We start from the raw sequence: 23,565 nt of genomic DNA, 5'->3' as shown, positions 1-23,565 counted from the left end.
AACCCTTACGTCAGTACCGGTAATGCTCGGGCTTGAAGGGGCCTTCCGGGGTCACGCCGATATAGGCGGCCTGGTCGTTATCCAGCTTGGTCAGCTTCACGCCGATCCGGTCGAGATGCAGACGCGCGACCTTTTCGTCGAGATGCTTGGGCAGGATGTAGACCTTGTTCTCGTACTGATCGCCGTTCTTCCAAAGCTCGATCTGCGCCAGCACCTGGTTGGTGAAGGAGGCGGACATCACGAAGGACGGATGGCCCGTGGCATTGCCAAGGTTCAGAAGGCGTCCTTCGGACAGAAGGATGATGCGGCTGCCCGAGGGCATCTCGATCATGTCCACCTGGTCCTTGATGTTGGTCCATTTGTGGTTCTTCAGGCTGGCAACCTGGATCTCGTTGTCGAAGTGGCCGATATTTCCGACGATCGCCATGTCCTTCATCTCGCGCATATGCTCGATGCGGATAACGTCCTTGTTGCCGGTCGTGGTGATGAAGATGTCGGCACTGTCCACGACATCCTCGAGCAGCACGACCTCGAACCCGTCCATCGCCGCCTGCAGCGCGCAGATCGGATCGACCTCCGTCACCTTCACGCGCGCGCCCGCGCCGCGCAGGGAGGCGGCCGAGCCCTTGCCCACGTCGCCATAGCCGCAGACGACCGCGACCTTGCCGGCCATCATCGTGTCTGTGGCGCGCCGGATGCCGTCGACGAGGCTTTCCTTGCAGCCGTACTTGTTGTCGAATTTCGACTTGGTCACGCTGTCATTGACGTTGATCGCGGGGAAGGGCAGGCCATCCTCCCGCATCAGCTGATAAAGGCGGTTCACACCGGTCGTCGTCTCTTCGGACACGCCCTTGATCTGCGCCTTCACCTTGGTGAACCAGCCGGGGCTTTCTTCCATGCGCTTCTTGATCTGCGCCTTGACGACCTCTTCTTCCTCGGAAGCGGGGACGGGGATGATCTCCTCGCCCGCCTCGGCACGTGCGCCCAGAAGAACATAGAGCGTCGCATCGCCGCCATCGTCGAGGATCATGTTCGGCCCGTCCTCGAACTGGAAGGACTTGTCGAGATAATCCCAATGCTCTTCCAGCGTCTGGCCCTTGATCGCGAAGACGGGCGTGCCGCCTTCGGCAATGGCCGCCGCGGCGTGATCCTGGGTGGAGAAGATGTTGCAGGACGCCCAGCGCACATCCGCGCCGAGCGCGGTCAGCGTCTCGATCAGGACGGCGGTCTGGATCGTCATGTGCAGCGAGCCCACGATCCGCGCGCCTTTGAGCGGCTGCTCGGCGCCGAATTCCTCGCGGCAGGCCATAAGGCCCGGCATTTCCGTCTCCGCGATATCCAGCTCCTTGCGCCCGTAAGCGGCAAGCGAGATGTCCTTGACGATGTAATCCTTGGCCATGGGGCCCTCCGTTCGGCAATCCGATATTTGCGCTTCGGTTAGCATCACGGTGGCTAACCGGCAACGCGCATTGCGCGGGCCGGGACCATATGCCATCGGAAAGCGCGACGGATTTGAACGAAACGGATGCACGGACATGGCCAAGCAGCCGCGCGCGTGGCAACGGATGCTCTCGGGGCGCAGGCTCGACCTCCTCGATCCGACGCCAGTCGATATCGAGATCGAGGACATTGCCCACGGTCTTGCCTTCGTTGCGCGCTGGAACGGGCAAACGCGTGGTGATTGGCCCTATTCGGTTGCCGAGCATTCGCTTCTCGTGGAGACCTTGTTCTCCCGGCTTTGCCCAAGGGCGAGCGCGGCGGATCGACTGACCGCGCTTTTGCACGATGCGCCCGAATACGTGATCGGGGACATGATCTCGCCCGTGAAAGCCGCGGTCGGACCTGAATACGGCAAACTCGATGACAGGCTTTCAGCGGCGATCCACATTCGCTTCGGTCTGCCCGCGTTGACGGCGAAGACGCTGAAGCGACAGATCAAGAAGGCGGACACCGTCTCGGCCTGGATGGAGGCGACCGAGATCGCGGGCTTTTCGAAAGACGAGGCCGATCGTTTCTTCGGTCATCCGTCAGCCGAAATCCGCGAGGGACTGACGATCGGGCCGCGTCCCCCGGTGGAGGTGCGTGAAGAATTCACGCGCCGCCACGCAGAATTGCTGGGCCAGCTATAGAACGGGAACTGCGCGCCCCCGAGCGCGCGTGCGGAGGAACAGCGTGCCGATGATCGCGATGTTCATCGCGTTCCAGGCGATCCCGTTCCAGAATGCGAGCGCGTAGGATCCGGTCTGGTCGTAGATCCAACCGGACAGCCAACCGCCGAAGGCCATGCCGATCAGCGTCATCAGGATCACAAAGCCGGTGCGGCTGCCTGCCTCGCGCGCGGGCAGGTATTCCCGGACGATCACCGCATAGCTCGGCACGATACCGCCTTGCGACAGTCCGAAGATGAGGCTGACAGCGTAAAGCGAGACCAGCCCGCCTGCAGGCAGGTAGAGAACAAGCGCGATGCATTGCAGGACCGATCCCAGGAGGAGCGTCCGCACCCCTCCGATACGGTCGGCTATCACGCCAGAAAGCACGCGCGAGGCAACGCCGCCCAGAAGCATGAGCGACAGCATTTCGCGTCCCACCGCAGCGCCGAACCCCATGTCGACGCAGAGCGCCACGATGTGAACCTGCGGCATTGCCATCGCCACACAGCAGCCGATCCCGGCAATGCCCAGCGCCCATTGCAGCTGACGAGGCGAAAGGCCGGTCTGTCCGGCGCGCGCCGCCGCCTGCGCCTCGGAGACTGCGATCGCGCCCGCATCGACGCGGGTGCGTAGTGCGAAACTGATCGGAACGAGAATGACGACCGAGACGAGCGCCAGTGCGGAATAATCCCACCGCCACCCCGCGCCGCCGCCGACCCAGTCGAGCGCGACGGGCCAGACAGCGCCAGCCAGGTAGTTTCCCGATGCCGCAATCGCGACGGCAAGCCCGCGTTGCTTCAGGAACCATTGCGAGATATCGGCGATGAGCGGCGCGAAACAGGCGCCGGTGCCGAAGCCGATGACGAGTTGCCAGAGGCTCAGCACCATGACGCTCGGGCTTTGGGCCGCCGCGAAATAGGCGAGGCCCAGCCCCACGCCGACAACGGCCAGCACGCGCGCCATGCCGTGCCGGTCCACCAAGCGGCCGATCAGGAAGTTCCCCGCGCCGAAGCCGAGCATGGTCGCAGCATAGGGCAGGGAGGCCATCGCGCGGCTCGCCTCGAAATCCGCGGCGATGCCCGGAAGGGCCGAAATTACCGCCCACATGCCGACATTGCCCGTGACCGCCGCGACAAGCGTCACAAGGAGGCGTGTCCAGCTGCGCCGGGAGTCGAGATCCGCATGTCCGCTCATGGAGCGAGGAATATCCCAGCGCCTTTCATCGCAACAGTGTATAATTGTACCGCTTTTCTTTCCCTGCCCGCCGGGCCATCTTCCTGTGACATACCGCTACCCTTCAGGCTGCTTGAAACAATACGATCCATGATCCGCCTTGATGCCCGCGACATAGAAATCCTGCGTGTTCTTTCGGCGGAAGGCCGGATTACCAAGACCGAACTTGCAGAGCGTGTCGGTCTTTCGCCCACGCCTGCATGGGAACGTCTCAAGAAGCTCGAGAAGGCCGGTGTCATCGAAGGCTATGGCACCCGGATCGCGTACAAGGCCTTCGGTCCGCACGTGACCGTCTTCGTCGCCTGCGAGCTTGCCGGTCACCGGGTAGACGATTTCCGCATCTTCGAGGAAGCGCTTCAATCCTATGAAGAGATCACCTGGGCCTGGGCGCTCGGCGGCGGGTTCGACTATCTTATCCAGGTCGTGACCCGAGATATCGACAGCTATCAGCGGCTCATCGACCGGATGCTCGCCGATCGGGTCGGGCTCGCGCGCTATTACACGTACATCGTGACGAAGCCGATCAAGGCCACATACGGTCTGCCGTTCGGTCTTCTCGGAGACGGCTGACAGGCGCTGGCAGAGGAATCCTCTGCCGTTCGGCGCTCTGCCAGCAGAACCTCCTGCAAGCTGCGTCAACTTTGGTCCCCTCCTCTGGACGTGGGAGGATATGTCTCGGGTATCACAGAGTTTCCGCTCAGGAGGTCCCGATGACCGTGCACCGCACCATTCCGAAATCGCCGCTCACCGCGCTCAAGGATGCGCGGCTCGTCCGTAATTTTTCCTATGTGGACGGCAAATGGCGCAGCGCCGATTCAGGCGAGGCCATCGCCGTCACCAATCCGGCCGATGGCGAGTGGCTGGGCGAGGTCGCGTCGCTATCGGGCAAGGAGGCAAAAGGCGCGGTCGATGCGGCCCACGCCGCCTTCGACATCTGGGCTGACACACTGCCGCAGGAACGTGCGCGCCTGCTGCGTCGCTGGTACGAGCTGATGATGGAGCACCAGGAAGATCTGGCGCTTCTTATGACGCTCGAGCAGGGCAAGCCCTATTCCGAGGCGCTGGGCGAGATCGCCTATGCGGCAGACTTCGTGGAATTCTACGCCGAGGAAACCCGCCGCCCAAACATCGAGGGTGTGACCTCCCATCTGCCCGACGCCGAGGTCGAGCTCTGGCGCGAGCCGATGGGGGTCGCCGCGCTCATCACGCCGTGGAACTTCCCCTCCGCCATGCTGACGCGCAAGGCGGCGGCTGCTCTCGCCGCGGGCTGCACGGTTGTCGCGCATCCGTCGAAGGAGACGCCGTTCTCCGCGCTGGCGCTTGCAGAGCTTGCCGAACGCGCGGGCTTCCCGGCGGGTGTCTTCAACGTCGTCACCGGCGAAGCGCCGACCATCGTCGAGCCATGGACGCAGGATCCGCGCGTCCGTGTTCTGTCTTTCACCGGCTCGACCGAGATCGGTCGCCTTCTCTACAAGCAGTGCTCCGGCACAGTGAAGTCGCTCATCATGGAGCTTGGCGGCCATGCGCCCGTCATCGTCTTCAAGGGCGCAAATCTCGAACAAGCCGTTACAGAGACGATCAAGGCGAAATTCGCGACCTCCGGTCAGGATTGCCTCGGCGCCAACCGCATCTTTGTGGAGCGGCCGATCTATGATGCCTTCGTGGAGAAATTCACTGAAGCAACGCAGGCGTTGCGCGTCGCCAAGGGTCTCGACGATGCCGATATCGGCCCCTTGATGAACGAAAAGGCCGTCGAGAAGCAGGAGGCACATGTTTCGGACGCGCTCGCAAAGGGTGCAGTGCTGAAATGTGGCGGCAAGCGGCTCGATGATCTGGGACCTCTCTTCTACGAGCCTACAGTTCTGTCCGACGTGCCCGCTGATGCCGATATTCTCAGTGAAGAGACTTTCGGCCCCGTCGCGGCGCTCTTGCCGTTTGATACCGAGGAAGAAGTCGTCGCGCGCGCCAATGACACCGAATACGGGCTGGTCGCGTACGTTCACAGCCAGGATCCGCGCCGGATTTACCGGGTCAGCAGAAAACTCCAGTTCGGCATGGTCGCGGTGAACCGCACGAAGGTCACGGGCGCGCCCATTCCCTTTGGCGGCATGAAACAGTCCGGTCTCGGCCGCGAAGGGGCAAGACAGGGCTTGGAAGCTTTCACCGAGATCAAATACGTCTGTCGCGATTGGGCGTGAGACCCAAGCGGAGCCAAGTGCAAGAAAGGATGAGTATCCGATGCTGAAGAACGACATGCTCGAGCAGTGGGACCGGGAGAATTTCTTCCATCCCTCCACCCATCTGGCCGAGTTCGCCCGCGGCAACGCCCCCCACCGCGTCATTACCGGCGGTCAGGGCTGCCATATCGAGGATCGCGAAGGTCATCGCCTTCTCGATGCCTTTGCGGGGCTGTACTGCGTGAACGTGGGCTATGGCCGTCAGGACATCGCCGACGCCATTGCCGAGCAGGCGAAGGAACTGGCCTATTACCATGCCTATGTCGGGCACGGCACCGAGGCGTCGATCACGCTGTCGAAGATGATCCTCGACCGCGCGCCCGACCATATGTCCAAGGTCTATTTCGGCCTGTCGGGATCGGATGCGAACGAGACCAACATCAAGCTCGTCTGGTACTACAACAACATCCTCGGCCGCCCCGAGAAGAAGAAGATCATCTCGCGCTGGCGCGGGTATCACGGCTCTGGCCTGATGACCGGCTCGCTGACGGGACTCGAGCTTTTCCACAAGAAGTTCGATTTGCCGCTCGCGCAGGTGATCCATACCGAGGCGCCTTACTATTACCGCCGCCCCGATCTTGCGATGAGCGAAGAGCAGTTCACCGCGCATTGCGTCTCAGAACTCGAGGCGCTGATCGAGCGCGAGGGCGCGGACACGATCGCGGCGTTCATCGGTGAACCCGTGCTTGGCACCGGGGGCATCGTGCCGCCGCCGGCAGGCTACTGGGAAGCGATTCAAGAGGTTCTGGCGAAGCACGATATCCTCCTGATCGCGGACGAGGTCGTGACCGGCTTCGGGCGGCTCGGTAGCATGTTCGGCTCGATGCATTATGATCTGAAGCCCGACCTCATCACCATCGCGAAGGGTCTGACCTCTGCCTATGCGCCGCTGTCGGGCTCCATCGTTTCTGACAAGATGTGGAAAGTGCTTGAGCAGGGGACCGACGAGAACGGGCCCATCGGGCATGGCTGGACTTATTCCGCCCACCCGATCGGGGCCGCGGCCGGTGTCGCCAACCTCAAGCTGATCGACGAGCTGGATCTCGTGACGAATGCGGGCCGTAACGGTGCATACTTTAACAAGGTGATGCGCGACGCGGTCGGCGAGCACGCGAATGTCGGCGAAGTGCGCGGCGAGGGGATGCTCTGCGCGGTGGAATTCGTTGAGGACAAGGACAGCCGGACATTCTTCGATGCGAGCCGCAAGGTTGGCCCGTCCATCGCGGCGGCGCTTCTGGAAGAGGGCATCATCGCCCGCGCGATGCCGCAGGGCGATATCATCGGCTACGCGCCGCCCTTCTGCCTGACCGAAGCGGAGGCGGACGAGATCGCCGGGAAGTCGGCTAAGGCTGTCGCGAAGGTGCTCGGCTAAAACCTGAAGTCAAAAGTCAAAGAGGCGGCGGATTTATTCCGCCGCCTTTTCCTTTAGCGCGATCTGGGCATCGCGCATGAAACTCTCGATCTGATCGACTTGCGGCTCGTCGAGTTTCAAACCGAGCTTGGTGCGTCGCCAGATGACGTCTTCGGCAGTCTCGGCATATTCCTTTTCGATGAGCCAGAGGACTTCGGCTTCGGTAAGCGTTGCGCCGAAGGATGCGCCGAGATCTTCCTCGGACTTTGCGTCACCCAGGATCGCCCAGGCCTCGTTGCCGTAATGGCGGATCATTCGCTCCGCCCATTTTGGCCCGAGGAAGGGGTAATCCGTCTCGAGCTGGTCGATCCGGCCGCGTGTCTCCACGACTTTGAAATCCCCGCCGGGCAGCGTTGCACCCGCCGTCCAGGCGCTTGTCGCCTGCGGAAAGTACGGCACGATCTTCTCGAGCGCATGTTCGGCGAGCCGCCGATAGGTGGTGATCTTGCCACCGAAGATGTTGAGCAGCGGCGCGCCGCCGGCCTCATCGATCTTGAGCGTGTAATCCCGCGTGGCAGCCGTCGCGCTCTTCGCGCCGTCGTCGTAAAGCGGGCGCACGCCCGAATAGGTCCAGACGATATCGTCGCGCGTCACCGGCTTCTCGAAATATTCCGAGGCGAAGTTGCAGAGATAATCCATCTCTTCCTCGGTGCATTCCGGCTTCTTGTCGGGATCGTCCTGTTCGCTGTCCGTCGTGCCGATCAGCGTGAAGTCCTGCTCATAGGGAATCGCGAAGATGATCCGGCCGTCACGGCCTTGGAAGAAGTAGCATTTCTCATGATCGTAGAGCTTGTGCGTGACGATATGGCTCCCGCGCACGAGCCGGACACCATCGGTCGAGTTGGAGCGCACCTTCGTGCGGATCACATCGCCGACCCAAGGGCCGCCGGCATTGACGAGCATCTTCGCACGGATCGTCCGCTCCGAGCCGGAGCGCTGGTTCATGACCTTGATCTGCCAGTGATCGCCGATACGTTCGGCTTCCGTAACCTTGGTCCGCGTCAGAATATCGGCCCCTCGCGCCTGCGCATCGCGCGCGTTCAGGACGACAAGGCGCGAATCCTGGACCCAGGCATCTGAATATTCATAAGCGTGGCTGAAACGATCCTTGAGCGGCTTGCCCTCGATCGAGCGGTCGAGGTCGATCGTTTTCGTGCCGGGAAGGATCTCTCGTCCGCCAAGATTGTCGTACATCAGAAGGCCGAGCCGGATGAGCCAGCCTGGACGCCGGCCCTTCATCCAGGGCATCACGGTGTTTAGCAGCCGCGACGTCGGGGTCGAATTGTCGAAGCGCATGTCGCGGTGGAACGGCAAGACGAAGCGCATGGGCCAGGAGATATGCGGCATGGCCTTGAGCAGGGTCTCACGCTCGATCAGGCTCTCCCGCACAAGACGAACCTCGAAGTATTCGAGATAGCGCAAGCCGCCATGAAAAAGCTTGGTCGAGGCCGACGACGTTGCCGAGGCCAGATCGTTCATCTCGGCCAGTGCGACCGAGAGGCCGCGCCCGGCCGCATCCCGCGCTATGCCGCAGCCGTTGATCCCTCCGCCGATGACAAACAGGTCGTAATCCGCCGCCGCGTCGCTTCGATCGTCCATGGGTATCCCCCGGTCTGACCTTGTTGCTTTCTAGGTGGTAGGAAACCTAGGGCCGGAATCCTAGGGGCAAACCGGGAGCGTTCCGCTCGGTGGGCATGTGCTTGCCGGGACGCGACCAAAAATCGATCATCCGCCGCTGTGCCCGGCTCTAGAAATAGGATCGAACAAGGCTGCCCGATAGAAGGGCCCAGCCATCGGCCACGACGAAGAAGGCGAGTTTGAACGGAAGCGACACGATTGCCGGCGGCACCATCATCATGCCCATCGACATCAGGATCGCGGCGACGACGAGATCGATGATCAGGAACGGCATGAAGATCAGGAAGCCGATCTGGAAGGCGCGCGCGATCTCGGACAGCATGAAGCTCGGGATCAGCACGGATAGCGGTGCCGTCTCGGCCAGCTCCGTGCCGGACGTATCGGGGCGCAGGTCAGCCATGGCGCGAAACGTTTCCGGGTCGACGCGGGCGGACATAAAGGTGCGGAATGGCCCGAGTGCGGCGTCGAGTGCGGGCCCGATCTCCAGTTCTTCGTCAAGAAACGGAGCAATCCCGGCGCCGTACGCGTGTGTGAAGACCGGCTCCATGACGAAATAAGTCAGAAAGAGCGCCAGGCTGACCAGAAGCATGTTCGGCGGCGATTGTTGCAAGCCGATCGCCTGGCGCAGGATCGCGAAGACAGTCACGAGAAACGGAAAACAGGTGATCATGATCGCGATTCCGGGCGCGAGGCTGAGTAGCGTGATCAAGGCGATCAGCTGGAGGCTTGTGGCCGTAAGCGAGCCTCCCTCGCCAAGATCTATCGCGATCCCTTGCGCGGCAGCGGGGCTCGGCAGAAGGAAGAGCATCCCAAGGACCACGGAAAGTCCGGGGAGACATGCGGTCACTCCGTAACCGGCAGCACTCCTTTTCCCGGCTGCTTTCTGACTTGCCTTTGTCATGGCGCAGACGTTCCCAGATCTGCGATCTCGGTCAGACGGACCGACAAGCGCGGATCGCCGCTCTCCTCGCTGACTTCGAGCAGACCGAAGCCGATCGACCGATCACCGATGAAGAGCTCCACCGGGTCGTCGAGAGCTTTGTCGAGCGTCAGGATGGAGCCGACGTCGAGCCCCAATAATTCCTGGATGGACGGGCTTGCCCTGCCGACGGCGACAGTCACTTCGATCGGAACCTGCGTGAAGGATGTCATACGCGACGATGCTGGGCTTTGAGGATCCTCGCCACCGGGGTTTTGAGCTTCAGCCATTCACGGCCCTCCGTGTGTCAGAGCAGAAACCGGCGATGGCTGTCCGGATCTCTTCTGCGATTTCGCTGAGATCGAGCCGTTCTTCGACGGTTTCCGAAAAGCGAATGTCGGCTTGTCCGGCAGCAAGCGATCCGTCGGCGACAACCTCGACCGGAAAATCGGTGATATTGTCCGCGAGCGGCTCCACGAGGCTTAACTCGGTCGGACTGACAGCGACGCGAACGTTGAGATTGCCGATCTCCGCTGCGACTTCGCCCATCCGTGCGGCGACGTGCGCGCCGAGCGTTCCTTGCAAAGCTGCAGGAAGGATCGCGCCCACAATCTCGTCGAGGAGGGGCGTCATCGCGGCCAGGATATGGCTGTAGGCTTCGTGATAGGTGAACGACAGATCCTGCAAATTCTGTGCGAAATCGCTTTTGATACGCGTGTTCTCTTCTTCCATCGTGCGAACCGCGTCATCCCATCCCGACCGATACCCCTGGTCGAAATTGGCAAGATCGCGTTTCTCCAACTCATCGGGCGGTAATCGCGGTGTCGTGGTGTCCGCCAGACCAGGGGCCGGGCTAGCAAAATCCGGGAAGAAGGCGCTTAAATCAGGCATCATGCATGTTCCTCCGGCTCATCGAGCCAGCTTCGCAGGATTTCGACCGCTTCTTCCTTGCGGTCCTCGATCATGCCGCGAAGCCGGTCGACCGGGTCTTCCCGGCTGAGATCCTCGAGACCGGCAAAGCCCTTCGCTCCGAGGCCGGAGCCGCTCATGGGCTGGAAACCGTCGCCCATATCGATTTCGCCATCCACCGGAACCAGTGGTTCGGCCTCTGCCAAAAGCGATGCTGGTGTGGGCGGGCTGCTGTCTGGTGCGGGCAGAGCGGCTGCGACCTGTGCGCCTTTGAGGATCGGACGAACCACGAAAAGGCCCAGCACCAGCGCAACAAGCGCCACGACCGCCATTTGAAGGATCCGTGTCAGATCGAGAGGTATCGGAGATATCCATCCCGGCGCTGTCGCCTCGGTGCCAAGCCCTTCGGGCGCGTCGAAGGGTAGGGAGCGGATGGTAATCTCGTCGCCTCTCGCTTCGTCGTAGCCGACCGCCGATGCCACCAGCGCGCGAAGTGCTTCCTGCTCGCTATCCGGCATAGGTGTGAAGACATCGCCCTCCGCACCCGTCTCTATCGTGCCGTTAACCAGCACCGCCACGGTCAGACGCCGGATCGCGCCCGGCGTCCGGGTCACTTCCCGCAAGGTTTCCGAGACCTCGTAATTGACCCGTTCCCGGGTCGAGCTTTCCTGGCTGCTGGACCCCTCTCCCCCTGTGCCGTCGCCGTCGGGAAGGTTGGACGCGACCGTGACGCCATTGCCTGGCCCATCCTTGGACTGGCCTTCACGCTCCTCGGTGTCCGAGGAGATGATTGCGCGGCCATCTGGGTCGATGCGGCGTTCGCGGATCGATTCGCTTTCGGTGATCGTATCGACACTGATCGCGACGACAGCATTTCCCGGCCCCACCCGAGCATCGACGATCCGCTGAACCCGCTCTCGCAACGCATCCGCGCGGTCCTCGGCAGACGCCACCATGTCGCCCGCTTCGCCATTCAAAAGCCCAACCTGGCTGTCGATCACCGCAACATCTTCCGGAGAGAGTCCCGGCACCGCGGAGGCGACGAGGTATCGGATGGCGCGCGCCTGCTCTGGGGGAAGGGGGCCTGACGTCCCGGTGACGGACACCGAGGCCGACGCATTTACGCGGCGTTGGAACGGGTTCGCTGACGCATTCGCAATATGGACACGCGTCGCCGCAACAAGTGGGTTCGCCGCAATCGTCCGGGCAAGTTCCCCCTCTTTCGCGCGCCAGTAGGCAGCGTCGAACATCTGTGACGTCGTTCCGAACCCCGTGAGCGAATCGAGAAGCTCGTAGCCCTGTGCACCGTTGGCGGGCAGCCCCTCGCCGGCCAGCGTCAGGCGCAGGGCGTCGCGCTCGGCACGGGGTACGAGGATTGCGCCACCGCGCACCTCGTAGGGCATACCTTGCGCCTCGATCGCCGCGATAACGTCACCGGCGGCCTGAGGTTCCAAGCCCGCGTAAAGCAAGACCATATCTGGCCGCGAGGCCATGCGTCCAAGGATCAGAACAGCGACGAACATCGCGGCCGCTGATGCCACGACCACGATTCGCCTTTGAGCCGATAGCCCGCTCCACAATGCCAATATCTGCGCCAATGCGGCCTCCACCTGCCGAACAACTTCTTTGCTCGGAAGACAGTTTTGGCTCGTTCGCATTAACAGCCGGTTAGCTCCTTCGCGATTATCTGGTCCGGCGAGTCGAAAAGGATCAACGATGAGTGAAGCAAGCGCACCGGAAGAAGCGTCGGGTCCCGAAACCGCGTCCGGCAAAAGCCGAAAGCCGCTCCTCATCGGCCTGGTTTTGGCCCTCTTAGGCGGGGGCGCGGGCTATTTCGCGGTCAGTTCGGGAATGCTTGGCCCCGAGGCCGTGGAGGCTGGCCATCAATCAGATGAGACACATGCGGAAAGCGCGGTTCCGCCGATGTACGAAGAGGATGGCACGTCGGATGTGCGTTTCGTCGAGTTGCCGCAGCTCGTTGTCTCTCTTGGCCCGGATGCGACGGCGCGGCATCTTCGCTTTACCGCCGCGATTGAGACAAACACAGCGTCAGAGGCCGAGGTGGCGCAGCTGCAGCCGCGGATCCTCGATGTGATGAACGGCTATCTCCGTGCGCTGGAGCCAGCGGATATAGAAGAGCCGGGCGGGCTGTTTCTGATCCGCGGGCAACTGACGCGGCGGCTGCAGCTTGTCTTGGGTGAAGATCGTATGCGCGATCTTCTGGTTCTGGAATTTGTGCTGAACTGAGGGCGCGGGATGCAGTTTCTGTCGGATATCTTTCTCGCAGCGGGTGCCTTGGGCGCTGCGCTTTATTGCGTTGTTCTTTCGCGTCGATTGCGGGCGTTCAACGATCTCGAAGGCGGAATGGGCGGTGCTGTCGCCATATTGTCCGCACAGGTCGAGGACCTTCGGAAAACGCTGGGCGCGGCACAGAACTCCGCCGGTGCATCGACCGAGTCCCTGACGGCCCTGACGAGCCGGGCGGAGGATGTCGCCCGCAGGTTGGAGCTGTTGGTCGCATCGATGCATGATCTTCCAGAGCCACATACGACATCCGCTCCCGAAGGGCCCGGTATCGCCGCGCCGGTATTCTCCCATCGCGCCCGGCAGGAGAACGCGGGATGAGCGCCCTCGTGTTGCGCGGTCGGTCAGGTTTTCCTCGGGTCGGGACGCTGACCCTCATCGGTGCGTTCTTCGTTCTGTCGGCCGTGCTTCGGCTCGGCCTCGGTGCAGATGTCGTGCTGGCTCTGCCGGACGTTGATATTGCCAGTTCGGACGCATCTGCCGAGTCCGTAGAGGCGGCACCGGAAAATCCTGCAACGCTGCTCGAGGCGCTTCAGGCACGCGAGGCGCGGCTGAAATCCCGTGAGGAGGCGATCCTGGTCCGCGAGAAAGCCCTTAAGATCGCCGACGACGAAATCGCCGAAAAGCTTGCCGAGCTTGTTGCTGCGGAGGAACGTCTGCGCGCGACGCTCGACCTTGCGCGCGGTGCAGCCGAGGCTGATGTTGCACAGCTGACCGAGGTGTATTCCCGGATGAAGCCGAAAGATGCAGCCATCCTATTCGAAGAGATGTCACCTGAATTCGCGGCAGGTTTCCTTGCCCGGATGAAACCGGATATCGCCGCATCGGTTTTGGCCGGTCTCACTCCGAAACGGGCTTACGCGATCTCGGCGCTTCTGGCTGCGCGTCATTCGGATGTACCGCGGGCAAGTGATACTGAGGAAATTGAGTAGGAAAATTGAATATTATCAATTATTTGAGAAAAAATCTCATGAATCTGGAAGATTCTCGAAACTGCAAGAAGCTCAAGCTCGTGGCTGAGATTGTATGGCACGTCTGGACTTGCCAGACCCGTCCATCGAGCAGTGAACGAGTTCACGTTCGTCGCGCTCTCGTGCAAATCGCGTGGCGAACGTGCCGGGCCGTCCCGTCTTGCGGAACCCCTGATACGGGATGGGGCGGCCCCCAACCCTTCAGTCTTCGAGAGCCTTCAATGTTGTCTCGCAGCGAGAACCTGCGAAGCATCGATCCAGCACCTCGCTGAAAATCTTTGGCGCCCCTTGCGCTCGTTCGAATAATGTCATTGAGGATCGAAGCTTCATCGCATCGACTTTGCCAAAGATCTCATTTGGCGGCGCGTCCTGAACCAGCACGAGCCGCGCCACCTCTTCGAGCCTTCCGCGCAGGACCGGATCATCCAAGTAGGATTGAGCCTCGGCAAGATCGCGCAGACCATAATGCCGCGCACGATCCGAGCGGCCAAGACAGGCAAGCTGCGGTACGATCCACCAGATCCAGTGCGACGTCTTGCGTCCCGAGGCCAGTTCTGCACGCGCGCGCGGCCAATCCTCTTCCTGCCGCGCGTGGAATTCAGCGAGCGTCGCCATCAAGTCAGCCCTTCAGGCGGCGATCCCGAGCGGCCAGAAGCTTCAGGCGCAGTGCGTTGAGCTGAATGAAGCCGGCGGCATCCTTTTGATCGTAGGCCCCTGCATCGTCTTCGAAGGTTACATGTGCCTCTGAATAGAGCGAATGCTCGGACCAGCGTCCGACCGTGCGCGCGAGACCCTTGTACAGCTTAAGGCGAACGGTGCCGGTGACATGCGCCTGGCTGCGATCAATCGCCGCCTGCAACATCTCCCGCTCCGGCGAAAACCAGAAACCGTTGTAGATCAACTCGGCGTAACGCGGCATGAGTTCATCTTTGAGGTGCGCCGCGCCGCGGTCGAGCGTGATCTGCTCGATCCCGCGATGTGCCTCCAGCATGATCGTTCCGCCGGGCGTCTCGTAGATGCCGCGTGACTTCATCCCGACGAACCGCCCCTCGACCAGGTCGAGACGGCCGATACCGTGCACCCGACCATATTCGTTGAGCGCGGTCAGCAACGTCGCAGGCGACATCGCCTCGCCGTTGATCGCGACCGGATCGCCCTTTTCGAACGTGATCTCGATGAACTCGGGCTGATCCGGCGCATCTTCGGGGTTCACCGTGCGCTGGTAGACATAATCGGGTGCATCATCGGCGGGATCCTCGAGAACCTTCCCCTCGGAGGAGGTGTGCAGAAGGTTCGCATCGACCGAGAACGGGGCCTCGCCACGCTTGTCCTTCGCGATCGGGATCTGGTTCTTCTCGGCGAAGTCCAGAAGCTTCGTGCGGGACGTCAGATCCCAAAGCCGCCAAGGCGCGATCACCTTGATGTCCGGATTGAGCGCGTAGGCCGCAAGCTCGAACCGCACCTGGTCATTGCCCTTCCCGGTTGCGCCATGCGCCACTGCATCCGCGCCGGTCTCGGCAGCGATCTCGACCAGCCGCTTGGAGATGAGCGGCCGCGCGATGGACGTTCCCAAGAGGTAAAGCCCTTCGTAGAGCGCGTTGGCGCGGAACATCGGAAAGACGAAATCACGAACGAACTCTTCGCGAACGTCCTCAATGTAGATGTTCTCGGGCTTGATGCCGAGCATCTCGGCCTTCTCGCGCGCCGGATCCAGCTCTTCGCCCTGTCCGAGATCCGCCGTGAACGTCACGACCTCGCAGCCATATTCGGTCTGCAGCCATTTCAGGATAATCGACGTGTCGAGACCCCCGGAATAGGCCAGAACGACTTTCTTGGGCGCGGACATGGGCAGGACCTCCTGATGCGATGCTGGCGCGGCGCTTAGCCGGTTTCGACTGCGCGGGCAAGGTTCCGGCCTATGCCGTGCCGCATGTCCGTGCTAGCTCATGCAAAATTTTGCGGCAGAAGGATTAGGGGCATGAAAGCCTGGGAGATATTTTCGCATTCGGTGCGGCTCGTCTGGCGCAACCGGCGGGATGCGCTTCGCATTTCGGTTGCGCTTTACGCGATCTACGCTCTCGTGCAGCTGGTGTTTCTGGAGGACCAATCTGCCAGTCCCGACGAAGCTCTCCAAATGATGGAGCCCGGGCAAGCCGGGACGCTCTTCCTTGTCGCGATCCTTCAGGTCGTTGTCACCCTTTGGATCGCGGTCTCTTGGCATCGCTTTGTTCTTCTCGAGGAATACCCCTCCGGCTGGTTGCCCAATTTCCACGGCGGTTCGATGCTGAAATACTTCGGCTATTCGCTGGTGATCGGCATCGGGGTCGGCCTTGCGATCGGCGTTCCGGTCACGATCGCGGCCGCCATCGCGCCGCCGCTTGCCGCGATCGTGGGCCTTGCCGGCCTCTTTGGTGCCATTGTTCTCGGGTTCCGGCTGGCATCGGTCTTACCCGCCGTCGCGACGGGAAAGTCGCTATCTTTCGGCGAAGCCTGGTCCGCGACTAAGGGCGCAACCGGAACCGCGCTGGGCGTTGCCGCCATTGGTGTTGTCGCCGCGCTTCTCGTGCAGATTCCGGCGGCGATCGTGATGGCCGTGTCCTCCCTTCTCGGCACGCTCGTTTTCGTGGTCATCAACTGGTTCGTGACCATGGTGTCAGTCTCCGTGCTGACGACGATCTACGGCCATTTCATCGAAGGCCGTCCTATCGACTGAACGCTTGCCAGCGCCTTGGGCATCGGCCACAGATCGGACATGACCGATTTCAAGACGATCGCCCGGGCCGCCGCGGCGGAGATGCGGGCCGTCTTCGCTGAGACGCCACTGTCACGCAACGCGCATCTGTCCGACCTGTACGGCGCGGATATATGGCTCAAACGCGAAGATCTGAGCCCGGTGCGATCCTACAAGCTGCGCGGGGCCTTCAATGCCATGCGTAAACGGCCGGAACAGGACCTTTTCGTTGCGGCCTCTGCAGGGAACCACGCTCAGGGTGTCGCCTTCATGTGCCGGCATTTCGGTAAGACCGGCGTGATCTTCATGCCGGTCACGACCCCGCAACAAAAGATCCAGAAGACGCGGATGTTCGGTGGCGATGCCATCGAGATTCGCATGATTGGAGACTACTTCGACGATTGCCTTCAGGCCGCGCAGGAGTTCTGCGCCGAGGCGGGCGGGCATTTCCTGTCACCCTTCGACGACGAGGACGTCATCGAAGGGCAGGCAACCGTCGCGGTGGAAATCGAGGAAGAGCTGGGCCAGGCCCCGGATCATATCGTCGTTCCGGTCGGCGGGGGTGGCCTCTCGGCGGGCATGCTGACGTATTTCGGCAACGGCCCCGCCTGGACCTTCGTCGAGCCAGCCGGCGGCGCGTGTCTGCACGCCGCCTTGCGCGCCGGAGAGCCCGTCCGACTGCCATCTGTAAACACCTTCGCGGACGGGGCTGCCGTCGCCAAGATCGGAGAGCGGACCTTCGAGCGCCTGAAGAGTGTGGGTCTTGCGAATACGCTGACCATTCCGGAGGACCGGCTCTGCACCACTATCCTCGAGATGCTGAACGTGGAAGGCATCGTCCTTGAACCTGCAGGGGCGCTTGCCATCGATGCGCTCAAGGATCTCGGCGGTTCGATCCGGGGCAAGACGGTTGTCTGCATGACGACTGGCGGCAATTTCGACTTCGAGCGTTTGCCCGAGGTGAAGGAGCGCGCGCAAAGGTTCTCGGGCATCAAGAAGTACTTCATTCTCCGCCTGCCGCAGCGTCCTGGCGCGCTCAAGGATTTCCTGACGGCGCTTGGGCCTGACGATGATATCGCGCGGTTCGAATATCTGAAGAAATCCGCGCGAAATTTCGGCTCTGTCCTCATCGGGATCGAAACGACGGATGCGCGAAATTTCGACCGCCTTTTCGCGGATCTCGATGCGCGCGGCTTCGTGTACCAGGACATCACCGAGGACGAGATCCTCGCGCAATTCCTGATCTGATGCGGATATCGGGTCGCATCGCGCTGGTCACCGGGGCCGGACAGGGGATCGGGCGCGCCATGGTCAAGGCGCTGACGGCTGAAGGCGCGCTGGTCATCGCTCTCGATCGGGATGAGACCGCCGCGCGGCGCGTCGCCGAAGAGACAGGCGGCCACGCGATTACGGCCGACGTCACCGACCCGGAGGCTTTTGGAAAAGCGCTGGATGCTGCGATCGGCTGGCGGGGTCGCATCGATATCCTTGTGTCCAATGCCGGCATGGCAACGGGAGAGCCGGATGGGGCGACCTCGGCAAGCGACGCGCATTGGCAGAAAAGTTTCGATCTGCACGTCATGGCGCATCTGCGCGCGGCACGGCGGCTCTTGCCTGACATGATTGCGCGTGAGGAGGGGGCGATCGTCAATGTTGCATCAGCCGCTGGCTTGCTGTCCCAGATCGGCGATGCGGCCTATTCGGCGAGCAAGCACGCAGCGGTCAGCCTCGCGCAATCGCTCGCCATCGATCACGGCGGCCAAGGGATTCAGGTCTCCGTCGTTTGCCCGCTTTATGTCGCCACGCCCCTTCTTGGATATGCGGAAGGCGAGAGTGGAGCCCACGATCGCATCCTGCCCGTTGAGGCGGTTGCAGATTCGCTGATTGCAGGGCTGAGAGAGGGTCGGTTCCTGATCTTGCCTCACGAGGAGGCCGGTCTCTTCTTTCGCAAACGCGCGGAGGATATGGAGTCTTGGATCAAGGGCATGCGCGCCTTGCGGGCACGGGTCACGGAAGATGGCGAAAGCGATATCAAGCACCTTCATCGCCGGATTTGAGATAAGGCACGAGCGCGCCTTTGGAGGTGGAGTAGAGCCGATTTAGCGCGTTTATGTCCTCCGCGGATGCATCCTTTGCCTCGATGCGTGAACAGAGTTGAGCGAAATCGCGGAACCCCAAATTGAGGGCCAGTCCCTTCACCAAATGAAACTGCGCCACGGCGTCAGCGCGCGCTGGATCAATCGTCCCGAGCGCGCTTTCCAGATCGGCCATGAATAGCGCCGCAACCTCTGCGAAGCATTCCGAGCCGAGCTCCGCCTGCAGTTCCGAAATTCGCTTCGTGTCGATCATGTCCCGAAGCTTCGACGCGGGGTGTGTACAAAGAATGAATCCAAGCTTTTGAATAGATTGATTTGTCGATTTCAGGTCTTCTTAAGCGAGGGCATCCACGCTTCCGCTCATTCCGATGTGACCGAAGCGATGCCGTGACCCTCCCAACCGCCCTGTCTGCTCCAGAGACCGATCAGGCTCAGCTTCCGGTTCGCTATATTCTGGTGGTCGATGACAGCGCGGCGCATCGGGCGCTGCTGTCGCGGCTTCTGCGCTCCTGGGGTTTCGACGTGACAGAGGCGGCAACGGGGCAAGATGCACTTGCCGTCTGCGCGCTGCGTCTACCGGACCTCGTTCTGTCGGACTGGATGATGCCGGGGATGGACGGGCTCGGTCTCTGCCGCGCCTTTCATTCGATAAGGGGCGAGGCGTTCTCGTATTTTATTCTTCTCAGCGCCAAAAGCGACGGGGCGGAGGTCGCACAGGGGTTGGATGCGGGGGCGGACGACTTTCTCACAAAACCCGTCAACGCGCAGGAATTGCGGGCGCGTATCACGGCTGCCGGTCGTATCATCCGCATGCAACGGGAACTTGCCGCGAAGAACAAGGTGATCGGCGCGACGCTTGCCGAATTGCAGAGCGCCTATGCCACAATAGATCGGGATCTTCAGCATGCGCGGCGGATCCAGGAGTCGTTGGTGCCCCAGCGCGTGCAGGATTTCGGACGCGGGCGCGTCAGCTTTCTGCTGCATTCCTGCGGCCATGTCGGAGGCGATCTTGTCGGCGCCTTCGAGGCCGGGCGTAACACGATCGGATTCTACGGTATCGATGTCTCCGGCCATGGCATCGCGGCATCTATGGTGGCAGCGCGCGTGGCCGGCTACCTGAGCGACCGGCATCCTGAACAGAACCTCGCACTCGAGCATCGTTTCGGTCGGTTCTTCGCCTTGCGTCCACCCGAAGACGTGACGCGCCGACTGAACGACCGTCTTTCGGCCGATCCCGGAGTCGAGGAATATCTCACCATGCTTTACGCCCGTGCCGACCTCGATCGCGGAGAGGTGTGTCTGGTGCAGGCCGGCCACCCACGGCCGCTCCTGATCCGCGCATCGGGAGAGCTGTGCTTTCTGGGGAATGGCGGCTTGCCGATCGGGCTTCTCGCCTCGGTTCACCATGATCGCCTGACCATCCGCATGGAGCCGGGGGATAGCCTTCTGATCTATTCCGACGGGTTCATCGAGGCCGAACTTGCCTCGGGTTGTCTTCTTGGCGAGGCGGGTCTGCGCCATCTCGTGGAGCTTGGTTTGCCAGGACAAAGAGGCTCTGAATTCCTCGACGATCTCTTCTGGCGGCTGACGGAGGAGGCAGTATCGGGTGACGGCATGCCGGACGATGTCTCGGCGGCGCTTTTCGAATACGTCGGGTGATGTCAGGCCTAGAAAAGTGCACGCTCCAGGAAATGCCGATCACCGGGATTGCCGAGCGCCTCGGCGGCAACGGCCATATCCATCCAAACGGCATCGTGGCCGGGCTCCGTCGGGTGCGACAAGGCATAAACGGGGCGCGCGATGTAGACGATACAAAGCTTCTCCGCCCAAAGCTCATATTCGGGCATGAAGGTGAAACGGCGAAACGCACCGAGCCTGACGGGAGATGCGATCTTCCAGCCGGTCTCCTCGAAGACCTCCCGGTGCAGCGCCTGCAAGGGCGATTCGCCCGGATCGATGCCCCCGCCCGGAAGTTGAAACTCCGGCTGCGGCTCTTCCTGGTGCGTCAGCAGGACGGACTTGCCTTGCGGCAGGATCGCGTAAGCGCCACGCCGCATCCGGTAGCTGCGACAGGTCTCTGGCGGGTCTCCGAAGCGTCGCGTCATCGTCCTTTGCCTCCACGGCCGTTCGGCACCCCCTTGGACGTGAGGTCACCGCTCTTATATAGAGCCCTCATTGCCACCACCCGGCCAGCAAGGAAACCCCATGACCCTCGGACCCAAGATCGCCTGGGACGACAACGTTCTGCCCTTTCAGCTTGATCGTTCGGACATCCGCGGCCGCGTCGCGCGGCTCGACGGCGTGCTGGACGGTATCCTGAAGCAGCACGATTATCCCCCGGCCGTCGAGGCGCTGGTTGCGGAGATGGCGCTTTTGACCGCCCTGATCGGTCAGACCATCAAGCTGCGTTGGAAACTGTCGTTGCAGGTCCAGTCCAAGGGTCCGGTTCGAATGATCGCGACTGACTTCTACGCACCCGAGAAAGAGGGCGAGCCCGCCCGCATCAGAGCCTATGCCAGCTTTGACCGCGACCGCATCACCGATGGGCGTCCGATGGACCAGGTGGGCGAGGGGTATTTCGCGATCCTGATGGACCAGGGGAAGGGTATGCAGCCCTACCAGGGGATCACGCCGCTTGTGACCTCGTCGCTTTCAGATGCGGCGGAGGGCTATTTCGCGCAGTCCGAGCAATTGCCAACCCGCTTCCAGCTCTCTTTCGGGCGGTCGACCGAAAAGGGCGGTCAGGAGCATTGGCGCGCGGGCGGTGTGATGCTCCAGCACATGCCCAAGCAGAGCCCGCATGTGCAGGGCGGCGGCACTGGCGAGGGCGGTCTCCTGCAAGCCGACGATATCCTTTCCGAAGACGAGGGCGAGGATTGGCGCCGTGCCAACTTACACCTCGACACGGTCGAGGACATGGAACTGATCGGCCCGAATCTGCCGCCGACCGAACTGCTGGTCCGGCTTTTCCATGAAGAATCGCCGCGCGTCTTCGACAGTCTCCCGGTGCGCTTCGGCTGCACTTGTTCGGAGGATCGCGTGCGGCAATCGCTGTCGATCTACTCGGCCAAGGACATCGAGAAGATGACCACCGAAGAGGGCATCGTGACCGCCGATTGCCAGTTCTGCGGCGCGCATTACGAGCTGGACCCAAAGACCGTCGGCTTCGAGGCAGAGGATGCCGGAAAGTAACGACATGACCCGCCTTCGCCGCGCGCTCGCGGTGGAGGCGCGGCCCTCTTCCGATTTCGATCTGAATACCGGGGTCGCGCAGCCTGAGACCCGCAAGCTGCGACCTGCCGGGGTGCTGGTTCCGCTGATCGAAGTTGAGTGTGGCTGGCGTCTCGTTTTGACGAAACGCTCCTCCGCGCTCAAGCACCATCCCGGTCAGATCGCCTTTCCGGGCGGCAAGGTCGATCCCGAGGATTCGGGGCCCCAGGCGGCGGCCTTGCGTGAGGCCCATGAGGAGATCGGGCTCGAGCCAAGCTCGGTCGAGATACTGGGCGAGCTGCCGCCGCACGAGACAGTGACGGGCTTTGTCATGTCGCCTTTCGTGGGCCGTATCGTGACGCCGTTCGATCCGCGCGCCGAGCCGGGCGAGGTTGCGGAAATCCTCACGGTGCCGCTCGACCATATTACAGATCCGGCCCGCTATTCTGTTCAGGCACGGCGATGGCGCGGGCAAAGGCGGCACTATTACACCGTGCCTTTCGGTCCCTATTACATCTGGGGTGCGACCGCGCGCATCCTGCGCGGCCTTGCCGAACGGATGGCGCCATGATCGTGGTGAAGGGGACGTGGCTGTCCGAGCCCCGAGCTCAGGCAGTGTTTCACGCACTCGAAACCGCTGGTCATCGCGCATTCGCGGTTGGCGGATGCGTCAGGAATGCGCTTCTCGGCGCGCCGGTCGAGGATCTCGATATCGCGACTGATGCGCTTCCCGACGAGACGATTGCCGCGGTGGAATCTGCCGGTCTGAAAGCGGTGCCCACTGGCAAGGAGCATGGGACGATCACAGTCGTCTCGGACGGCGAAGGCTACGAAGTTACGACGTTTCGCGCTGATATGGAGACGGATGGCCGCCGCGCGACGGTCCGTTTCTCGCAGGATCTCACAGAGGATGCTCGCCGGCGCGACTTCACGATCAATGCGCTTTACGCTGACAAGTCAGGCCGTGTGACCGCTCCGCTCGGCTCGGAACAACTTGAGGATCTATCTGCAAGGCGCGTCCGGTTTATCGGGCGGGCTGAGGATCGCATTCGCGAAGATTACCTGCGGATCCTGCGGTATTTCCGGTTTTCGGCCTGGTATGGCGATCCTGAGGCGGGTTTCGATCCCGATGAGCTGGCGGCGATCGCTGAATGCCTAGACGGATTAGAGATCCTTTCGCGCGAAAGGGTCGGGGCCGAGACGAAGAAACTTCTCACCGCGCAAGATCCCGCGCGCGCGGTTGCCGCGATGGCTCAGGTGGGTGTGCTGACGCGTGTTTTGCCCGGCGCGGATCCGCGCGCGCTTGGTCCGCTCGTAGACCTCGAGGAAGCGGCAGGTATCCGCCCCGATCCACTGCGCCGGCTCGTTGCGATGGGCGTGTCGCAGGATCCGGGCTTGAGGCTTTCGAAAAAGGAAGTGCGGCAGATCGAGACGCTCGTCGCCGCTATCGCAGATGGAGGCAACAACGCGGCACTGGGATATAAATACGGCTCTGATACTGCCAAAGACGCGCTGCTTGTCCGCCATGCGTCGCTTGAGACGCCGCTTGGTCCCGAAGCGCTGAACGCTATCGATCGCGGTGCACAGATGGTTTTTCCCATCAACGCGGCAGACCTCATGCCTGGCCTTTCAGGCGCAGCTCTGGGAGAGACACTGAGCGCGCTCGAGGCTGAATGGATAGCGTCGGATTTCAGCCTGACCCGCGAGGATCTGCTCGACCGTGCAAAGCGCGCGTGACTTTCCCGGCGGGGCAGGG

The 23,565-nt window shown here is 62.1% G+C and carries 25 protein-coding genes; 14 read left to right on the top strand and 11 right to left on the bottom strand.

Annotated features, from left to right (window positions below):
- Positions 1–10: 10 nt before the first annotated feature.
- Entirely contained in the window at positions 11–1,399 is a 1,389-nt protein-coding gene (gene ahcY / locus BM171_RS02060; protein WP_093009116.1) for an adenosylhomocysteinase, read from the bottom strand.
- A 136-nt stretch (positions 1,400–1,535) separates the two neighbouring features.
- Between ahcY and BM171_RS02055 the strand changes: the two genes are divergently transcribed.
- Positions 1,536–2,129: an HD domain-containing protein gene (locus BM171_RS02055; RefSeq protein ID WP_093009115.1), complete on the top strand. Its 594-nt coding sequence runs from the start codon at positions 1,536–1,538 to the stop codon at positions 2,127–2,129.
- On the opposite strand, the gene BM171_RS02050 is transcribed toward BM171_RS02055, so the two are convergent.
- Positions 2,124–3,344, bottom strand: coding sequence for an MFS transporter (locus tag BM171_RS02050; protein WP_093009114.1), 1,221 nt, complete (start codon positions 3,342–3,344; stop codon positions 2,124–2,126). The two genes, BM171_RS02055 and BM171_RS02050, sit on opposite strands and share 6 nt — an antisense overlap.
- A 132-nt stretch (positions 3,345–3,476) precedes the next feature.
- Here BM171_RS02050 and BM171_RS02045 point away from each other — a divergent pair, with 132 nt between their 5' ends.
- The 3 genes from BM171_RS02045 to BM171_RS02035 all read left to right on the top strand — a co-directional run bounded on the left by BM171_RS02045 (position 3,477) and on the right by BM171_RS02035 (position 6,992).
- Positions 3,477–3,953 (top strand): Lrp/AsnC family transcriptional regulator, encoded by a 477-nt coding sequence (locus BM171_RS02045; protein WP_093009283.1) that lies wholly within the window; start codon positions 3,477–3,479, stop codon positions 3,951–3,953.
- A 140-nt stretch (positions 3,954–4,093) separates the two neighbouring features.
- Positions 4,094–5,581 (top strand): NAD-dependent succinate-semialdehyde dehydrogenase, encoded by a 1,488-nt coding sequence (locus tag BM171_RS02040; protein WP_093009113.1) that lies wholly within the window; start codon positions 4,094–4,096, stop codon positions 5,579–5,581.
- 40 nt (positions 5,582–5,621) lie between these two features.
- Positions 5,622–6,992, top strand: coding sequence for an aspartate aminotransferase family protein (locus BM171_RS02035; protein WP_093009112.1), 1,371 nt, complete (start codon positions 5,622–5,624; stop codon positions 6,990–6,992).
- Between the two features lie 33 nt (positions 6,993–7,025).
- On the opposite strand, the gene glpD is transcribed toward BM171_RS02035, so the two are convergent.
- The 5 genes from glpD to fliF all read right to left on the bottom strand — a co-directional run bounded on the left by glpD (position 7,026) and on the right by fliF (position 12,155).
- Positions 7,026–8,630 carry a glycerol-3-phosphate dehydrogenase gene (gene glpD / locus BM171_RS02030; RefSeq protein WP_093009111.1) on the bottom strand — a complete coding sequence of 535 codons (1,605 nt, stop codon included), beginning with the start codon at positions 8,628–8,630 and terminating at the stop codon, positions 7,026–7,028.
- A 148-nt stretch (positions 8,631–8,778) separates the two neighbouring features.
- Positions 8,779–9,477, bottom strand: a complete 699-nt coding sequence (gene fliP / locus BM171_RS02025; RefSeq protein WP_245760165.1) for a flagellar type III secretion system pore protein FliP — start codon at positions 9,475–9,477, stop codon at positions 8,779–8,781.
- A gap of 89 nt (positions 9,478–9,566) precedes the next feature.
- Complete coding sequence (locus tag BM171_RS02020) at positions 9,567–9,878, bottom strand: FliM/FliN family flagellar motor switch protein (protein WP_245760157.1); 312 nt, start codon at positions 9,876–9,878, stop codon at positions 9,567–9,569.
- Complete coding sequence (locus BM171_RS02015; protein WP_139218657.1) at positions 9,871–10,482, bottom strand: ABC transporter ATP-binding protein; 612 nt, start codon at positions 10,480–10,482, stop codon at positions 9,871–9,873. Before BM171_RS02015 ends, BM171_RS02020 begins: the two co-directional genes overlap by 8 nt.
- Positions 10,479–12,155: a flagellar basal-body MS-ring/collar protein FliF gene (gene fliF / locus BM171_RS02010; protein ID WP_245760156.1), complete on the bottom strand. Its 1,677-nt coding sequence runs from the start codon at positions 12,153–12,155 to the stop codon at positions 10,479–10,481. The genes BM171_RS02015 and fliF overlap by 4 nt, the downstream gene beginning before the upstream one ends.
- Positions 12,156–12,213: 58 nt before the next feature.
- On the opposite strand from fliF, the gene BM171_RS02005 reads away from it, so the two are divergent.
- The 3 genes from BM171_RS02005 to BM171_RS01995 are packed head-to-tail and all read left to right on the top strand — an operon-like array spanning position 12,214 to position 13,733.
- A complete protein-coding gene (locus BM171_RS02005; RefSeq protein ID WP_093009107.1) occupies positions 12,214–12,744 on the top strand; it encodes a flagellar basal body-associated FliL family protein in 531 nt (176 codons plus the stop codon).
- A gap of 9 nt (positions 12,745–12,753) precedes the next feature.
- Positions 12,754–13,122, top strand: a complete 369-nt coding sequence (locus BM171_RS02000) for a hypothetical protein (protein ID WP_093009106.1) — start codon at positions 12,754–12,756, stop codon at positions 13,120–13,122.
- Positions 13,119–13,733, top strand: a complete 615-nt coding sequence (locus tag BM171_RS01995; RefSeq protein ID WP_093009105.1) for a MotE family protein — start codon at positions 13,119–13,121, stop codon at positions 13,731–13,733. The genes BM171_RS02000 and BM171_RS01995 overlap by 4 nt, the downstream gene beginning before the upstream one ends.
- A 240-nt stretch (positions 13,734–13,973) precedes the next feature.
- Here BM171_RS01995 and BM171_RS01990 read toward each other — a convergent pair whose 3' ends face one another.
- Positions 13,974–14,387 carry a DUF1810 domain-containing protein gene (locus BM171_RS01990; protein WP_093009104.1) on the bottom strand — a complete coding sequence of 138 codons (414 nt, stop codon included), beginning with the start codon at positions 14,385–14,387 and terminating at the stop codon, positions 13,974–13,976.
- A gap of 4 nt (positions 14,388–14,391) precedes the next feature.
- Positions 14,392–15,618, bottom strand: coding sequence for an argininosuccinate synthase (locus BM171_RS01985; protein ID WP_093009103.1), 1,227 nt, complete (start codon positions 15,616–15,618; stop codon positions 14,392–14,394).
- 132 nt (positions 15,619–15,750) lie between these two features.
- Here BM171_RS01985 and BM171_RS01980 point away from each other — a divergent pair, with 132 nt between their 5' ends.
- Genes BM171_RS01980 through BM171_RS01970 form a run of 3 tightly spaced genes read left to right on the top strand, consistent with a single transcriptional unit; the run spans position 15,751 to position 18,560 of the window.
- On the top strand, positions 15,751–16,485 hold the full coding sequence (locus BM171_RS01980; protein ID WP_093009102.1) for a hypothetical protein: 735 nt from the start codon (positions 15,751–15,753) through the stop codon (positions 16,483–16,485).
- Between the two features lie 39 nt (positions 16,486–16,524).
- Positions 16,525–17,751 carry a threonine ammonia-lyase IlvA gene (gene ilvA, locus BM171_RS01975; protein ID WP_093009101.1) on the top strand — a complete coding sequence of 409 codons (1,227 nt, stop codon included), beginning with the start codon at positions 16,525–16,527 and terminating at the stop codon, positions 17,749–17,751.
- Entirely contained in the window at positions 17,751–18,560 is an 810-nt protein-coding gene (locus BM171_RS01970) for an SDR family NAD(P)-dependent oxidoreductase (protein WP_093009100.1), read from the top strand. The genes ilvA and BM171_RS01970 overlap by 1 nt, the downstream gene beginning before the upstream one ends.
- Here BM171_RS01970 and BM171_RS01965 read toward each other — a convergent pair.
- A complete protein-coding gene (locus BM171_RS01965) occupies positions 18,535–18,852 on the bottom strand; it encodes an Hpt domain-containing protein (protein WP_093009099.1) in 318 nt (105 codons plus the stop codon). The two genes, BM171_RS01970 and BM171_RS01965, sit on opposite strands and share 26 nt — an antisense overlap.
- A 134-nt stretch (positions 18,853–18,986) precedes the next feature.
- Between BM171_RS01965 and BM171_RS01960 the strand changes: the two genes are divergently transcribed.
- On the top strand, positions 18,987–20,258 hold the full coding sequence (locus tag BM171_RS01960; RefSeq protein ID WP_245760155.1) for a PP2C family protein-serine/threonine phosphatase: 1,272 nt from the start codon (positions 18,987–18,989) through the stop codon (positions 20,256–20,258).
- 8 nt (positions 20,259–20,266) lie between these two features.
- On the opposite strand, the gene BM171_RS01955 is transcribed toward BM171_RS01960, so the two are convergent.
- The gene (locus BM171_RS01955) at positions 20,267–20,704 is read right to left on the bottom strand and encodes an NUDIX hydrolase (protein ID WP_093009098.1); all 438 of its coding nucleotides are present in this window, start codon (positions 20,702–20,704) and stop codon (positions 20,267–20,269) included.
- Between the two features lie 100 nt (positions 20,705–20,804).
- Here BM171_RS01955 and hslO point away from each other — a divergent pair, with 100 nt between their 5' ends.
- Genes hslO through BM171_RS01940 form a run of 3 tightly spaced genes read left to right on the top strand, consistent with a single transcriptional unit; the run spans position 20,805 to position 23,546 of the window.
- Positions 20,805–21,791 carry an Hsp33 family molecular chaperone HslO gene (hslO, locus tag BM171_RS01950; protein WP_093009097.1) on the top strand — a complete coding sequence of 329 codons (987 nt, stop codon included), beginning with the start codon at positions 20,805–20,807 and terminating at the stop codon, positions 21,789–21,791.
- A gap of 4 nt (positions 21,792–21,795) precedes the next feature.
- A complete protein-coding gene (locus tag BM171_RS01945) occupies positions 21,796–22,380 on the top strand; it encodes a CoA pyrophosphatase (RefSeq protein ID WP_245760154.1) in 585 nt (194 codons plus the stop codon).
- Positions 22,377–23,546, top strand: a complete 1,170-nt coding sequence (locus BM171_RS01940; RefSeq protein WP_093009095.1) for a CCA tRNA nucleotidyltransferase — start codon at positions 22,377–22,379, stop codon at positions 23,544–23,546. The genes BM171_RS01945 and BM171_RS01940 overlap by 4 nt, the downstream gene beginning before the upstream one ends.
- Positions 23,547–23,565 lie beyond the last annotated feature (19 nt).

It is taken from the genome of Roseivivax halotolerans, from assembly GCF_900115815.1.
GTDB lineage: Bacteria > Pseudomonadota > Alphaproteobacteria > Rhodobacterales > Rhodobacteraceae > Roseivivax > Roseivivax halotolerans.
Note: the sequence above shows the minus strand (reverse complement) of the source record. Positions and strands in the feature narration are given on the sequence as shown.

Bases quoted from the DNA above. Each gene is read 5' to 3' on its own strand.
- ahcY (WP_093009116.1), bottom strand. From the start codon at position 1,399: ATGGCCAAGGATTACATCGTCAAGGACATCTCGCTTGCCGCTTACGGG.
- BM171_RS02055 (WP_093009115.1), top strand. From the start codon at position 1,536: ATGGCCAAGCAGCCGCGCGCGTGGCAACGGATGCTCTCGGGGCGCAGG.
- BM171_RS02050 (WP_093009114.1), bottom strand. From the start codon at position 3,344: ATGAGCGGACATGCGGATCTCGACTCCCGGCGCAGCTGGACACGCCTC.
- BM171_RS02040 (WP_093009113.1), top strand. From the start codon at position 4,094: ATGACCGTGCACCGCACCATTCCGAAATCGCCGCTCACCGCGCTCAAG.
- BM171_RS02035 (WP_093009112.1), top strand. From the start codon at position 5,622: ATGCTGAAGAACGACATGCTCGAGCAGTGGGACCGGGAGAATTTCTTC.
- glpD (WP_093009111.1), bottom strand. From the start codon at position 8,630: ATGGACGATCGAAGCGACGCGGCGGCGGATTACGACCTGTTTGTCATC.
- fliP (WP_245760165.1), bottom strand. From the start codon at position 9,477: ATGCTCTTCCTTCTGCCGAGCCCCGCTGCCGCGCAAGGGATCGCGATA.
- BM171_RS02020 (WP_245760157.1), bottom strand. From the start codon at position 9,878: ATGGCTGAAGCTCAAAACCCCGGTGGCGAGGATCCTCAAAGCCCAGCA.
- BM171_RS02015 (WP_139218657.1), bottom strand. From the start codon at position 10,482: ATGATGCCTGATTTAAGCGCCTTCTTCCCGGATTTTGCTAGCCCGGCC.
- fliF (WP_245760156.1), bottom strand. From the start codon at position 12,155: ATGCGAACGAGCCAAAACTGTCTTCCGAGCAAAGAAGTTGTTCGGCAG.
- BM171_RS02005 (WP_093009107.1), top strand. From the start codon at position 12,214: ATGAGTGAAGCAAGCGCACCGGAAGAAGCGTCGGGTCCCGAAACCGCG.
- BM171_RS02000 (WP_093009106.1), top strand. From the start codon at position 12,754: ATGCAGTTTCTGTCGGATATCTTTCTCGCAGCGGGTGCCTTGGGCGCT.
- BM171_RS01995 (WP_093009105.1), top strand. From the start codon at position 13,119: ATGAGCGCCCTCGTGTTGCGCGGTCGGTCAGGTTTTCCTCGGGTCGGG.
- BM171_RS01990 (WP_093009104.1), bottom strand. From the start codon at position 14,387: ATGGCGACGCTCGCTGAATTCCACGCGCGGCAGGAAGAGGATTGGCCG.
- BM171_RS01985 (WP_093009103.1), bottom strand. From the start codon at position 15,618: ATGTCCGCGCCCAAGAAAGTCGTTCTGGCCTATTCCGGGGGTCTCGAC.
- BM171_RS01980 (WP_093009102.1), top strand. From the start codon at position 15,751: ATGAAAGCCTGGGAGATATTTTCGCATTCGGTGCGGCTCGTCTGGCGC.
- ilvA (WP_093009101.1), top strand. From the start codon at position 16,525: ATGACCGATTTCAAGACGATCGCCCGGGCCGCCGCGGCGGAGATGCGG.
- BM171_RS01970 (WP_093009100.1), top strand. From the start codon at position 17,751: ATGCGGATATCGGGTCGCATCGCGCTGGTCACCGGGGCCGGACAGGGG.
- BM171_RS01965 (WP_093009099.1), bottom strand. From the start codon at position 18,852: ATGATCGACACGAAGCGAATTTCGGAACTGCAGGCGGAGCTCGGCTCG.
- BM171_RS01955 (WP_093009098.1), bottom strand. From the start codon at position 20,704: ATGACGCGACGCTTCGGAGACCCGCCAGAGACCTGTCGCAGCTACCGG.
- hslO (WP_093009097.1), top strand. From the start codon at position 20,805: ATGACCCTCGGACCCAAGATCGCCTGGGACGACAACGTTCTGCCCTTT.
- BM171_RS01945 (WP_245760154.1), top strand. From the start codon at position 21,796: ATGACCCGCCTTCGCCGCGCGCTCGCGGTGGAGGCGCGGCCCTCTTCC.
- BM171_RS01940 (WP_093009095.1), top strand. From the start codon at position 22,377: ATGATCGTGGTGAAGGGGACGTGGCTGTCCGAGCCCCGAGCTCAGGCA.